The organism is Lentibacillus sp. L22, assembly GCF_040812445.1.
Taxonomy (GTDB): domain Bacteria; phylum Bacillota; class Bacilli; order Bacillales; family Amphibacillaceae; genus Lentibacillus_C; species Lentibacillus_C daqui.
On record NZ_JBFNXI010000014.1, the window covers coordinates 1 to 13,421 of the forward strand.

14 protein-coding genes and 1 pseudogene are annotated in these 13,421 nt (G+C 40.7%); 7 read left to right on the top strand and 8 right to left on the bottom strand.

What is annotated here, in order from left to right; all coding sequences use genetic code 11:
- A pseudogene (locus ABRT01_RS08555) lies at positions 1-252 on the top strand (hypothetical protein); the annotation flags it as partial.
- A 223-nt stretch (positions 253-475) separates the two neighbouring features.
- Here the strand turns inward: ABRT01_RS08555 and bla are convergent.
- Complete coding sequence (gene bla / locus ABRT01_RS08560; protein WP_269410426.1) at positions 476-1,378, bottom strand: class A beta-lactamase; 903 nt, start codon at positions 1,376-1,378, stop codon at positions 476-478.
- Between the two features lie 214 nt (positions 1,379-1,592).
- On the opposite strand from bla, the gene ABRT01_RS08565 reads away from it, so the two are divergent.
- Entirely contained in the window at positions 1,593-1,742 is a 150-nt protein-coding gene (locus tag ABRT01_RS08565) for a hypothetical protein (protein WP_367746810.1), read from the top strand.
- Between the two features lie 60 nt (positions 1,743-1,802).
- Here the strand turns inward: ABRT01_RS08565 and ABRT01_RS08570 are convergent, their stop codons facing one another.
- From ABRT01_RS08570 to ABRT01_RS08590, 5 genes are all read right to left on the bottom strand, one after another.
- A complete protein-coding gene (locus ABRT01_RS08570) occupies positions 1,803-3,230 on the bottom strand; it encodes a lipopolysaccharide biosynthesis protein (protein ID WP_367746811.1) in 1,428 nt (475 codons plus the stop codon).
- Positions 3,231-3,279: 49 nt separating this feature from the next.
- Positions 3,280-4,362, bottom strand: coding sequence for a polysaccharide pyruvyl transferase family protein (locus ABRT01_RS08575; RefSeq protein WP_367746812.1), 1,083 nt, complete (start codon positions 4,360-4,362; stop codon positions 3,280-3,282).
- A gap of 155 nt (positions 4,363-4,517) precedes the next feature.
- Positions 4,518-4,718, bottom strand: a complete 201-nt coding sequence (locus ABRT01_RS08580) for a hypothetical protein (protein WP_269410422.1) — start codon at positions 4,716-4,718, stop codon at positions 4,518-4,520.
- 88 nt (positions 4,719-4,806) lie between these two features.
- Positions 4,807-5,844: a glycosyltransferase gene (locus tag ABRT01_RS08585; protein WP_367746813.1), complete on the bottom strand. Its 1,038-nt coding sequence runs from the start codon at positions 5,842-5,844 to the stop codon at positions 4,807-4,809.
- On the bottom strand, positions 5,831-7,102 hold the full coding sequence (locus ABRT01_RS08590) for an O-antigen ligase family protein (RefSeq protein ID WP_367746814.1): 1,272 nt from the start codon (positions 7,100-7,102) through the stop codon (positions 5,831-5,833). Before ABRT01_RS08590 ends, ABRT01_RS08585 begins: the two co-directional genes overlap by 14 nt.
- A gap of 263 nt (positions 7,103-7,365) precedes the next feature.
- On the opposite strand from ABRT01_RS08590, the gene ABRT01_RS08595 reads away from it, so the two are divergent.
- Both ABRT01_RS08595 and ABRT01_RS08600 read left to right on the top strand, forming a co-directional pair.
- Entirely contained in the window at positions 7,366-8,499 is a 1,134-nt protein-coding gene (locus tag ABRT01_RS08595; RefSeq protein ID WP_367746815.1) for a glycosyltransferase family 4 protein, read from the top strand.
- 127 nt (positions 8,500-8,626) lie between these two features.
- A complete protein-coding gene (locus tag ABRT01_RS08600; RefSeq protein ID WP_269412621.1) occupies positions 8,627-9,670 on the top strand; it encodes a glycosyltransferase family 4 protein in 1,044 nt (347 codons plus the stop codon).
- 166 nt (positions 9,671-9,836) lie between these two features.
- Here ABRT01_RS08600 and ABRT01_RS08605 read toward each other — a convergent pair whose 3' ends face one another.
- Entirely contained in the window at positions 9,837-10,910 is a 1,074-nt protein-coding gene (locus ABRT01_RS08605) for an LCP family protein (protein WP_269410418.1), read from the bottom strand.
- Between the two features lie 337 nt (positions 10,911-11,247).
- Between ABRT01_RS08605 and ABRT01_RS08610 the strand changes: the two genes are divergently transcribed.
- The 3 genes from ABRT01_RS08610 (at position 11,248) to ABRT01_RS08620 (ending at position 12,679) form a co-directional block, all read left to right on the top strand.
- Positions 11,248-11,988, top strand: a complete 741-nt coding sequence (locus ABRT01_RS08610; RefSeq protein ID WP_269410417.1) for a WecB/TagA/CpsF family glycosyltransferase — start codon at positions 11,248-11,250, stop codon at positions 11,986-11,988.
- Between the two features lie 203 nt (positions 11,989-12,191).
- A complete protein-coding gene (locus ABRT01_RS08615) occupies positions 12,192-12,416 on the top strand; it encodes a DUF1659 domain-containing protein (RefSeq protein WP_367746816.1) in 225 nt (74 codons plus the stop codon).
- 47 nt (positions 12,417-12,463) lie between these two features.
- Positions 12,464-12,679 carry a DUF2922 domain-containing protein gene (locus tag ABRT01_RS08620; protein WP_269410415.1) on the top strand — a complete coding sequence of 72 codons (216 nt, stop codon included), beginning with the start codon at positions 12,464-12,466 and terminating at the stop codon, positions 12,677-12,679.
- A 233-nt stretch (positions 12,680-12,912) separates the two neighbouring features.
- Here ABRT01_RS08620 and ABRT01_RS08625 read toward each other — a convergent pair whose 3' ends face one another.
- On the bottom strand, positions 12,913-13,311 hold the full coding sequence (locus tag ABRT01_RS08625; protein ID WP_269410414.1) for a secondary thiamine-phosphate synthase enzyme YjbQ: 399 nt from the start codon (positions 13,309-13,311) through the stop codon (positions 12,913-12,915).
- Positions 13,312-13,421: the final 110 nt, after the last annotated feature.

The following is a 13,421-nucleotide window of genomic DNA, read 5'->3' on the forward strand; positions in this document are numbered from 1 at the left end:
AAGGAGGAAGAAGAAATGGCGAAGGAAATCAAACAGTTGCCTGATGCGGAAAAAATAATGGAGCTGCCGATTTCGTATGAAGAGCGTGGAATTGAGAAAGGGAAAGAGATTGGGAAAGAAATTGGCAAAGAAATTAGAACCAAAGAAGTAGCGACTGAAATGTTGAAAAAAGGGATGTCCATTGAACTAATAGCGGAAGTAACACATTTGGAACATGAGGAGATTGAACGGTTGCTGAAAACGCTGGAATAAAAGAAATGGATCCAGGACATGACGGGTGTCTTGGATCCATTGCTTTGTTTATGTCATCAAGTTGTTTTAATCCAGCGTCAATTTTAGATTGAATATATATTTCCTCCATAATATCCTCATAAGTTGCATCGTTAGGAAGTTCTTCTATTACTATACATCATACCCAAAGGGCTAAGGTGGTGCAACTTTATTTCAAGCCACATAATGATTCAGTTGGGGTAAATTATTTAGCTTTAAGAATGTCGATTACTTCTTTTGTTGCCAGTTCAATAAGTTTATCATCAGTATCCGCTTCCTCTTCATCATGGCTGGAAAGAATGGCTAAAACAATCGGCTCTTTTTTCGGGGGCCAAATAACAGCAATGTCGTTTCGTGTTCCATATGATGCTGACCCAGATTTATCCGCTACAACCCAGTTTTTTGGTACTCCTGCACGAATCAATGTATCACCAGTGGCATTTCCCTTAAGCCAATCTGTTAAAAGCAAACGTTTCTCCTTTGGAAGTGCGTCACCAATTACGAAGGACTGGAGACTGCTAGCAAGCGCCTTGGGTGTACTAGTATCATGGGTTTCACCAGGTTTCACTTCATTTAACTCCGGCTCGAATCGTTCAGGATTTGTCACGTCATCGCCAATTTCTCTGAGTGCTTTTTTAAGTTCATCAGGTCCACCCAACTGCTTAAGGATAAGATTTTCTGCTGTATTATCACTATATCTTAGGGAAGCCTCACATAGTTCTCTCAGCGTCATTCCTGTATCAACATGCTTCTCTGTAATTGGATTATAATTTACAAGGTCATCGTGCTTATAGGTGATCCTTTGGTTAAGGTCTTCTATTGATATTTGCTGTAGCAGTGCACCTACAGCTAAAGCCTTATGTGTGGATGCATACGTAAAACGCTCATTTGATCGGTAAGTGACGGTTTGGTCTGTACCCGTATCAAGCGCATAGATACCAAGTCTGGCATCAAATTTGTCTTCCAGTTTGGCAAAATTATTATTTTTTGATTCGGATGGATCGGGTTGAGCACTATCCTCTGAACAACCTGCAAGTGCCACACATGAGAGAAGCAGTACAGGTACCAATTTCTTAAATGTACCAAAGATTGGTTTCCTTAAATTCATTAAAATCAAACCTCTTTCTATCTTTTATTTACCTTCCTATGTTAGTTATACATATCAGGTTTGGCGGCCAATCAAACCCGGATGATATTTCGTGCTCCATAAAATGAAGGGTATAAATTAAAACTACATATGTAATACTACATTTGTAGTTTCCGTTTGTCAAATAGTTTTTTAGCAAAATAGGCTGCTTTATGAATCGACCTTGGTGGATTCATTGACCTGTTGTGAGGGATTGAGGCTGGGGGAAGTTAGAACCAAAGAAGTAGCATGTGAGATGTTGAAAAAAGGGATGTCCATTGACCTGATCGCGGAAGTGACGCATTTGGACAGTGAAGAAGTTGAACGGTTGCGGGAGACGTTGTAACACGATAACCCAAGACTTTCTACGTCTTGGGTTATCAGACTGGATTTCAAATATTCGTAGTCACTTTTCCGCAGTTTTCCGGCTCCATTTGACGGCTATCTCCTTCATATTTTCATATACTAATGTGATTAATCCCCAGTTGTATATGAAAAAAACCAGGATTGCCAGACAAATGCTGATCACGATCCCAACCCAGTTAAAGATAAACGGAACAATCATGGCGATTGCTGTCAGTGGTAATAAAACAGCCATGTCCCGGTAATTCATTTGAATATGGAAATACGCCCCGGCAAAATATACACGCATAAGCCACATGACCAGAAAGGCGACAAAGGTCGAAATCGCTACCGCATATAACCCAATATACTGGATCAATAGCAGGTTTACCAATACATTAATAGCCGCGCCTACCAAGGATGAAATGAAAATAAGGTTGGTTTTTTTGGCGCCGTGATATCCAGCTGCCCAGAATTGTGAGAATGCACTTACCAGCGTTGCCAACAAGAGAAATCCGATATATTTCCAAGAACTATAAAAATTATTGGCAATGAAGATGGCCAAGACAGGTTTGGTTAACAATGCCAGGCAAATGACTGATGTGGTCATTAACCGGAAAAAATGATGAAAAACGTTTGTATAATAGTTATCCTTGTCTATGGAATCATACGCTAAGATCGCGCTGTCTTTCCAGGCAAGCGAAAAGACCGAGCTGATCATCATCAATATGGCGGGGATCTTGTTCGCAACCGCATAAATTCCATTATCGTCCATCCCTAAAAATACTGTGATAAAATACCGATCCGACATAGTCATTACCCACCAGCTGGCAGCCCCGGGGATGATCGGCATCGAATAGATGAGCAGGGACTTGATGATGCTTTTGGAATAAGCCTTGGCTGATAAGTAATGGCTAAATTTCATGGTCAGCCAGCCAACAATTGTGACTCCAATCCCAGCGATAATAGCCGAATAGAAAAATGCGTCCAGCCGTAAATGGAAAATCAGAATAAAAACAAGGTTTAGCGCCACTGTGATCACTGTTTGCGGAACCCCAATCAGGGCAAATAGTTTATTGTACCCAAGCCCCCTTGCGCATTGCTGAATAAAACTGACGACAATGGAGATATCTACATATAACAATGCAAGCCAGCCGTATGGAATGGAAGTCAATAGGAGTACGGCCACAGCAACCACATTGAAAAGGAGCAGGTTACGTAAAATGATGACTGCTCCAGTGGTAATAATCTGTTGCTTTTTGCTTTCATCCGTTTCCCCGAGCAGCCACCTGTAAACCCCAGCAACTAATTCAAATGTAATAAATGGTGCGAGCAATGTTGCTGTGGTTACAACAACATCCCAAAGTCCGTATTCTGCAGTTGTAAAATAACGGGTGTACAGTGGGAGCATGAAAAAGACGAGTATTTTTGAGCCAAAATTAGCAACCGCATAGAGTATTGTATTCTTTAATAAATTGTTTCCATTTGCCATACAACGTCTTTCCTTTTGTAGATGTTTTTTAATATCCCGGACAAAACAACTATTTCATGTATTTATCCAAATGCAAAAAGTGCTCCTCCGCTTCCTTCACGGGATTGGAAACATTGATTGTACTGTTGTTTAAGCTGGCAAAGACATCATTTGCTTTTAATGTATGCAATGCGTCGAAATCACAGTATTTCCCGGTAAAATGTAAATCCTGCATAACATTGGTCATTTTTCGGCTGTACACAATCGGAAATACTGGTTTTTCCATGACCCAGCCAAGAATCATCGCATGGAATCTGGATGCGACAATAAAGCTGGATTGTGCCAGAATTTGCAGTGCTTCATCTATATGATATTGATATACATAGGTTGCGACGTTTGAGATCAAATGTTTTGGAATACGTTGTTTGATTTCAGTGAGAGCCTCATCATCTTGTTCGATTACGCAAAAGGCCATTAGCGTTACCTGGTATCCTCTCTCTATAAAGTGAATCGCAACCTCACTCATTTTTTGATAATACAGCTGATCACTATTTACCAAGTGCTTGCGAATCGATGGCTTAATTACAGTTAGGACGACCATTTTTTCCTGTGTATTGGCTGTTGGCATTTGCAATTGAAAGACGATGTCAGCTGCCATTCGTGTTTGTGGCAAGTCACGGAACAGTTCAAGTGAATGACGGTCGCGAAAACAAATATCTGTATATGTATGAAACAGCTTCTTATATGCTATATAGAATTCATCGTCATCATAGGGTCCGAAATTTGCCCCTAATAGAAAAAATGGTTTATTTGTTAACTTTAATGCTTTATTGTTCCTGAACTCCTTCTTCCAATTTTCACCTTGAATGAAAAGAGATCCCCCGATGTAAACTGCCATGTCATAGTTTTTGGCAATTATGTTACATAAAACATGTTCCAGATGAAGTTTCCGGGATAATAAACGGACGCCACGAAACCATAATGTATCGCTAGGGAAAACCCGGAGATTCGGTAACATGTGAAATAATTTTTGGTAACCACGTGGCGCATAAAGCAGAAACTGTGTGTCCGGATAGCGTTCGCATAGTATTTTTATAAATAAATCATCACCCAGATTAAATTGTGTGTACGCATAAATGATCACCTTTTTCATGCTGGTCATTCCTCGCTTTAACAAGGGGATTCAATCCCGGGATTACTATACCTGCATGGTTGCACAATACAGACTGTTTTAGACATGAAAAGTCATGCCATTTTACAGGTCCAAACAACCGAAGATGCTAAAGACATTGTTTGGTACAAGTTTTCTTAAATTGGTGAACGGTGATTGAATATATCAGCGATTTCTTGCATTATATCAGCGACTTTGCACGATATATCAGCGGTTTTAGCACTTATATCGGCGATTTTACGTGCTTTATCAGCGATTTCAGCATTTATATCAGCGATCCCCAAAATTAGGAAAAAACCTTTTCTCGGTCCATCGCACTTTGGAATTTGTGCCATCATCTCAATAGTTGCTGCCCAAGCCCTAAACCGGAAAATCAAGAGAACCGTTTATATCCATGCCGGCATGCCCCCCTCATCTTATCGCCGGCTAGTTGAGTTGTTTCAGCAAGTTAAATACGGGATGGAGGCGTTGGTGGAGCAGGTTTTTTGCAGCGAAAAACCAGTATATGGCATGTATCGCTTGACGTTTAACCAGTTTTCCAACTAAACGAGCTTGCAAGGTGTCGGAAAAATGGGCCATGGGTACATAGCTTGCGGTAACGATAGCGTTGATTGCTTGTTTTTTTTGTCTGGATGTAAGCGGACTGTCTGGGTGAAATAGATTGTTCAGACCATTCACAATGCTATTGGCTTGAATCATGGCCATGAAATATTGATTATCCGCGGTGAAACAGTTTTTTTTACGCAGATAATCTTTGACCCGAACAAGCAGTACTTGCTGGTTTTCCATCAAGTCCTTCTTAAACGCTTTCGTTAATGAATCCTGGTTAATACAATACGTATATAATGGATCGGTGATGATATGGATCTGCTCACATGCTTCAATATAACCAAGGTTAAACAGCAGATCTTCACCCATGGAAAAATGTTTGTCAAATTGAATATGGCAATCGTTAATCAGAGTAGCATCATATAGTTTGTTACAGGGTGAAGGAAGAATGATGTTTTTATAAAGTTCCCCGATATGCTGCATGAAGTCTGTTTTGGAAAAGATGCCAGTAATGGATGGGATAATCGGTTGTTTCATTGTTTTTTGGGCAATATGATATCCGCAAACAACCATCTGAATACCGGGCTTCATCGCTTCCACCAAACGTTGGGTCATGGTTGGTTCCAGATGGTCATCGGCATCGACGAACTGAATAAAGTGTCCCGTTGCTGCTTTGATACCACCGTTACGCGCAACGGATGGTCCGGCATTTGGCTGATGAATGACCCGCACCCGCTGATCCCGTTTGGCGTAACGCTCACAAATAAGCCCGCTGTCATCGGTAGATCCATCGTTAACCAAGATCACTTCAATCAGCTTGTATGTCTGTTGCAAAATACTGCTGATGCATCTGCTAAGATATTTCTCAGCATTGTATACAGGTACAATAATACTGACTATATTAGGGGACGTCATATTTTCCCACCTCAATATTTTCCCGAACTAAAGCAATCATACCAATGGTTACATATGTCATAACAGATGGCGCAAATAATACATGACCGGCTAATGCAGCTATACCAAGGCATAATCCGAGTGTACAAGCCAAAATAAGTTTTCTAATGGTAAATGGAAACATGTTTTTGCAAAGCTTACTGACTAAAAAGATGAGCGGCATGACTAATAAAAAACTGCCAATAATACCATAGCCAAAGAATAAATCAAAGAAGTCCATTTCAATCAACTTCTCAACATCTTGATTATCACCAGCAAACCCTAGTCCGAATAATTTCCTTGCCACCGTAGCATCGGCAAATTCTGTTTTTGTTTGTTGCAGATACATATCACGAGAACTAAGGATATTCGTTGGACTTTTGGTTTCGGTTTGATCAGAGACAGATTCTATTTGCTCTGTTTTATGATCCGCCCCATGTCCCAACTGTCCCGTTGCTGAAAAAATCGGTGTTTTTGGAATAAGACAAATGAATAAGATAACGATTGCCAGGAAAAGAATGGCGCTTTTTTCTCTCCCAACGTGCCGAATAAAAAGCAGTATATATCTCACACCTGTTAATAGGAGGGCGACTCCACCTACAAAAGCTGTTTTTGTCCCGATCATTGGCACCATGCTGATCATGAATGCTAAAGAAAACCAGGAGAGATATGTTCGTTTATAGGTAAGGTGAACCAGACTTAATCCCAGCAGAACAATGACAATAACACTCAATTCATTCGCAGCGAAAAACCACCCGGAAAAGCCCGCACTCCCATAGCGGTAACTGTCAATACCTGTGCCGGTTGCAATGGCCAGCCAGTAACTGACTCCAACGATCAGACTTGTAACCGCTGCCGCCCTGTATATGGTTGCTTTTGATAATATTCTTTGTTTGAGTAAAAGGATTGATACATGAATCATGACTAGGTAATAGCCGGTTTTAATCGCAAAATTTATTTCCTGAAACAAGTTAAGTTGGGGTTTATATAGCATCGTTATGGCCAGCATCAGTATAATCGCAAAATAGGATGCAAAAAAAGCCCATACCTGTTCCTGTTTATATAAGTATATGAAGCGTATCATCCAAATAAACAACCCAGCCATTAAAATTGCCCGAAAAAGGGAACCGATTGTAACAGTCATCCCATGGTAGCTGGAAATAGATGTCGCAATATCTATAAGCGGCTGAATGATAATTAATAAAAAAATCCACTTTTCCCGCTTCTCTATTATTTCCATGTGAATAGTCCTTTCATGTCACGATCATTCCATATTCACAATTATGGGCAGTTATGTAACAAATATGCATAGGAGGCTTATAGGAAGCGGGCGTTCTTTCGCCATATTACGGAAAGAAAAACCCGCCGATAATACTAAAACATACAGCCCGGATTCAACAAAAGCACGAACTACATTGCAAATGCATCCCCTAAAAAAGCATGAAAACAGCCATCCTTGGGCAACCTGTAAACAGATTCAATAAAAGGTAGTGAAAGTTACATATGAAAATTTTACATTTAAATGCCGGAAATGAAACAGGCGGCGGGATGCATCATATTCTGGGGCTGTTAAAAGAATTTAACCGGGATGAATTTGTTTTAGGTGTTTTAGAAAAAGGCGAACTGCTCAAACAGGCGAAAAAATGGGGGATTCAGACCGTTTATTTTTCCAATCACCTGAAATTAAGTATTCCACTGATGCGTAAAATTGCCAGCTTTATCAAAAAAGAGCGCATTCGTTTCGTTCATACTCACGGGCCACGGGCGAATGTGTACGCAAAGATATTAAAGAAAATGGCTTCCTTCCATTGGATAGTTACAGTTCACAGTGATCCAGCCCACGACTTTATGGGGAAGGGGCTGTACGGGAATTTCCTCAGCCATATCCATTTAAATGCAATTCGGCATGCTGATCGTGTGATTGCAATTTCTGAACCATTCCGTACCAATTTAAACGGTGCCGGGGTAGAAAACAGGAAAATTATCACCGCATTAAACGGCATTGACTTTCGGAAAAAGCTTGATTCCCCACATGTAAGGGACGACTTTGGTTTCTCTAATCATGATTTTTTATTTTTGATGGTAGCAAGGCTGGAACCGGTAAAGGGTCACCAAATTGCCTTCGAAGCTTTGGCACAATTACTAGCCGGACATGCAAATTGTCACTTGCTGCTGGCGGGTGACGGCTCCCTTACCGACAAATTAAAAGATGCTGCACGCGATTTGGGCATCGAAAATCATGTTCATTTCCTCGGGCACAGACAGGATATCGACAAATTTTACGGGATGGCAGATGTCACGATGCTAACCTCGTTAAGCGAAAGTTTTCCGCTCGTATTGCTGGAATCTGCCCGGGCGAAAACACCAGTGATCGCATCAGATGTTGGCGGTGTAGCGGAATTACTTTGTGACAAATCATACGGATGGCGTACGAGTCCGGGAAATATCCGGGAATTGACCAGTGCGATGGAAGAGGCGATGGTTTTTCGTGATAGGGGAATGCTGCAATCGATGGGGGAAAAGCTCAAATCTCATGCATCAAGTAAATTTTCATTGGAGATTTTTGCTGAAAACGTTTATAATATATATTTAAGTATGGAACATGTAAATGACAGTATAAAAAGCAGATGGATTTGAGTACCTGCATACAGATTTCTGGTGTAAAGGCCGAATATATATAGTATAGAAATAAGAAGCAGGCAGATGGTGAAAATAAAAATTGCATGCGTAAATGCTGGCAAACGGGGTGGGCTAAGTGATAAAGATAGTGGGATTAGCCTTTTTAACACTGTTCATTTCATTAATCATAACGCCGATTTTGATAAAAGTTTCATTGAAGTTTAACGCAACAGATAAACCAAATCAACGAAAAGTTCATAAAGCGCCGATTCCAACGCTGGGTGGAATCGCCATTTATTTAAGTTTCCTCATTGGCTTATGTATACTACAACCGATCAATCAATACCATATTGCCATTCTTTGTGGCGGTTTTGTTATGGTGCTCGTTGGTTGTATTGACGATTTATTTGACCTCTCTCCAAAGGTTAAATTTATAGCCCAAACGGGAGCTGCTTGTCTAGTCGTTTTCTGGGGCGGCCTGCAGGTGGAATTTATTAACCTGCCGTTTGGTGGACAAATTGAATTTGGCTTTTTAAGTTCAGTAGTTACGATTATTTGGATTGTCGGGATTACGAATGCCATTAACCTGATTGACGGCCTGGACGGGCTTGCCGGCGGGGTATCCGCAATTGCCTTATTTACCATTGCCGGAATGGCCGTAATTATGGGCAATATTTATGTAGCGACGATAGCTTTGATCCTATTTTTTAGCACAGTTGGCTTTTTACGATATAACTTTTTCCCGGCCAAAATTTTTATGGGAGATACTGGTGCATTATTTTTAGGTTATATGATTGCAGTATTGGCACTGCTCGGGTTTAAGAATGTAACGATTATTTCGTTTATCATTCCGATCTTTATTTTGGGTGTGCCGATTTCCGATACCTTGATTGCCATGGTTCGCCGGTATATTAATAAACAGCCGATATCGAGTCCGGACAGTTCACATTTGCATCATCGCTTGGTTAAGTCCGGATTTACCCATAAGCAAACTGTGTTAATTATCTACACGCTTAGTGGTATGTTTAGTGTTGCAGCAATTTTATTCTCGATGACAACAGTTTGGGGATCGCTGCTGATTTTCGCGATTTCCTTGGTAGCAGTACAATTTTTAATTGAAAATCTGGAATTAATCAATGCTGAATATAAACCTTTGACAAATTTGGTGAAAGGGTTGAAGCATAAATAGCAGTGGCTCGGGTGGGTTGCTGCTATTGATCGTGTGCGAGATGATTGGCTACAAGCTTCAAATCAGACTTGTTTATGGAGTCGGACACGGCCATAAACCCAGAATTTTCATATCTTCTTATCTCGTAAAAAACCCCGCTAGTTTTATAACTAGCGGGTTGTTTATATTAATAGGTCAAATCCGGGTTCGTCTCCGGTTCTGTTCCTGCTTCAGTGCCTGTTTCCACGTTGTTATCGTCACCCGCGGTTGCACTCACCGAATCAGACAAATCCAGTTGTTTTCTTAGTATATGCTGTGTTTCTTCCAGTGCCACTTCATCCAGCTGGTAATAATAGACATTGGCTGGCTGGTAATCCTGCCCCTCCAATGTTAGTGATTCGATGTCTAAATCTTTGCTTGTTCCATAGGATATAAAGCTTTTCATTTCATCGAATGTCATGTTGGTGGTCATATTCTTGCCAACTGCTTCAATAACATCGTCATATTTTAAGATGGAATTCATTGATATTGCCCTATTCATGATGGCTTTGATTACTTCCTGTTGCCGTTTGCCCCGTTCAATGTCATTATCCTGTTTTCTTGTTCTGGCAAATGCCAAAGCCTCTTCACCATTTAATTTCTGCTTTCCCGGGAGCAAGTGAATTTTGTTCGCCTTATCTTTGGAGTCCTGTTCATACATTTCGTATGGTACATTAACATCCACACCATCGACTGCGTTAACCACATCGATGAATGCTTCGAAGTTTACTTTGACATAATAATCTACAGGAATGTTCAGCAGGTTCTCCACAGTTTCAATCGTTGACTTTGGTCCGCCATAGGCATGAGCGGCGTTAATTTTTGACTGAAAGCCCGCTTCAGGAATATAAACAAAGGAATCACGTGGAATGCTAAGCAGTTTTACACTTTTATCATCTTTGTTCAATGTGGCAAGCATCAATGTGTCCGTACGTGAATTGTTGCTATCTTTATTATCACGAACATCACTGGCATCTACACCCATGATCAAAACGGATACATTATCGATGGAGGGGTCAACTTTTGTTTCACGTAAACTTGATTTCTCCCTTCCATCATCCTGAAATGACTCGGAGAAAACAGAGCCGGCTTTCATATATAGATATGTGCCATAGGTAGCAACTCCGATAAATACTAATAAAAATGGGACAAGGATGAAAACAACCTTTTTCCGCAGTTTACGTTTTCTTCTGTGTCGCACAAAACGTGTTTGATTGGACATATTCATTCCCCTTTTATGCGTAATACCTATATATTAGTATTATGCATGAATATTTAGCTATATTTCAAAATGCGTTAGAAAAATCTAATGATACATGATATGATAATTTCGAGTATTTTCTACATAAAATTCGAAAGCTATCATTAATTTTACTAGAAAAACAATCAGCAGTAAATTAAAATTTGATAACAATTTTGCACCTTATATGTAAATTGTTACAAACATGGTCGCTACTTTTAACGCTTGTCGAGGGCAAAAGGAATTAAATTATAAAAAACGATGGCTTCAGCTAGATAGAGGGCGATAAGCTGAGTTTTCAATAGAAAGGTTGCGAAATATGACGAATTCCAGGACTTCAGTAACTATTATGGGCATCCCATTTATCCATACAACGAAGCAGGAATTTCTTGAAAAATACCTTGCACCAAGAATCGCGAATCAGGAGAATACATTTGTAGTTACGGCTAATCCGGAAATCGTAATGCATGCCCGCGAACACCCAGCCTATAAGGAGATTGTTCTTAGTGCCGATTATGTAGTTCCGGACGGTTCAGGCATTTTGATGGCAGCAAAATATCAAAAAGAACCATTGCCGGAGCGAATTCCCGGCTTTGATCTCATGCTTGATTTGCTTGATCATGCAGAACGGTGGGGATACCGCTGCTTTTTTCTGGGTGCTGAAGAAACTGTCAATGAAAAGATGGTAAAAGAAGTCAAACATAAATATCCCGATTTGAAGATTGCCGGACACCATCATGGTTTTTTTGATTTGGATGACACGGAAATTGCTGCTAAGGTGGAGCGCACCAATCCTGACATCATTTTTGTTGCGCTTGGATTTCCCAAACAAGAGGAATGGATTGCCAAATACAGACAGCAATTTTCCAAGGGATTGTTTATCGGGTTAGGTGGGAGTTTTGATACGATTGCCGGAGTGACCAAGGCAAAACGGGCTCCGCAATTTTGGATTTCGCTTAATCTGGAATGGCTGTATCGTTTGATTAAACAGCCAACACGATTGAAACGAATTTTGAAAGTATTTGCGTTTATGGGGCGAGTGATTTTAAAACGTGATTGAAAGCAGGACAGCGTGTGTAGTGAGAGATGTATCCTTGAAAAAGCAGCGGATCGGGTAACTTGTTCGCTGCTTTTTCATTTTTAGCTATCGTCTCTTTCTCTAAAATAGAGGGCACGGCAGTAATGGTATATATTAAATTTACTAATCACATGGCACCTTTCTCCATCCACAAACGATTGTAGTTGTGAAAGGAGGAGATGAACATGGCAGTAGCAGAATTGTATAGTTCCACTTTGCAAATTATCCTGGACGATGGCCTGGATATGGACTCAGGGAAGCAGGTTTATAAGACGAAGAGCTTCAATAATATCAAGCCTGAAGCAACTGCTGATCAGCTTTATGCCCTAGCCCATGCTTTTGTCGAATTGCAGGAGCTTCCACTTTACGACATCGAACGTAAAGACAGCTCCCAGATTATGGAGTCATAGGTTCAGGACCGGGGCTCATACATGGCGGGTAAAGAGGAGGTGGAAACGTGAAAAAGCTTGAGTTGAAATTTTTAAATGAAGATGGCAAAACCGTTACCTATTCGCTGGATAAACCGGTGGAACCAGTTGATCCAGCAGCTGTTAAAAGCGCAATGGATGAGATTATCAGCCAGGATGTGTTTACAACTTCAGGAGGTGACCTTGTTTCAATCAAGGGAGCCCGACTGGTTGATCATCAGGTGACGGAGATTGAGCTTGACTAATGATAGAGGGCGGTGCGTTGTGACAACGTGCTGCCCTTTTTGTTTTAGCGGAGGTGGGGAAGTTTTTCTAACGTTGGCCTCCGCCTCCATGAAATATCGGAATCGCCGTAAAAAATATGTAAACCGCCGTAAAATGAGCTGAAACCGCCGATAAAATTTAATTTATATTTTTAATTCCAGCCCTGCACTTTGCGCGAATTCGGTTGAAGCCGTTCCATGATTTTGTTAAATCATCAGGCGATCAATTTCGCATGATATTTTCGATTGCGTGGCCCGTCAAATTCACAAAAATATACCCCTTGCCATGTACCAAGTACGAGTTCCCCGTCAGAAATAATGATGGTTTGGGCATGTCCAACAGTACTCGTTTTTAAATGGGCTGCCGTATTTCCTTCGACATGCAAGTCTTGTGGGTGGTTCCATGGATAGATTTCATCGAGCCGCATAAGCATATCAGTTTTGACATCGGGGTCGGCATTTTCATTCACAGTAATCCCAGCTGTCGTGTGTAAGGATGAAACAATTAAAATGCCATCTTTTACTTTCATTTCACGAAGCCACTGCTCTAGCGTAGGTGTAATCTCAATCATTTCCGAATGCCGGTTTGTTTTTAAAGTGAAGCGTTTATTCATTTAACATCATCCTTTCACTGAATAATTTGCATAAGGCACCGACCAATTTTTGAATTTACGTCAATCATATGCGTGCCAGACATCTACCTGAAATGTTGTGCTTGATGTAT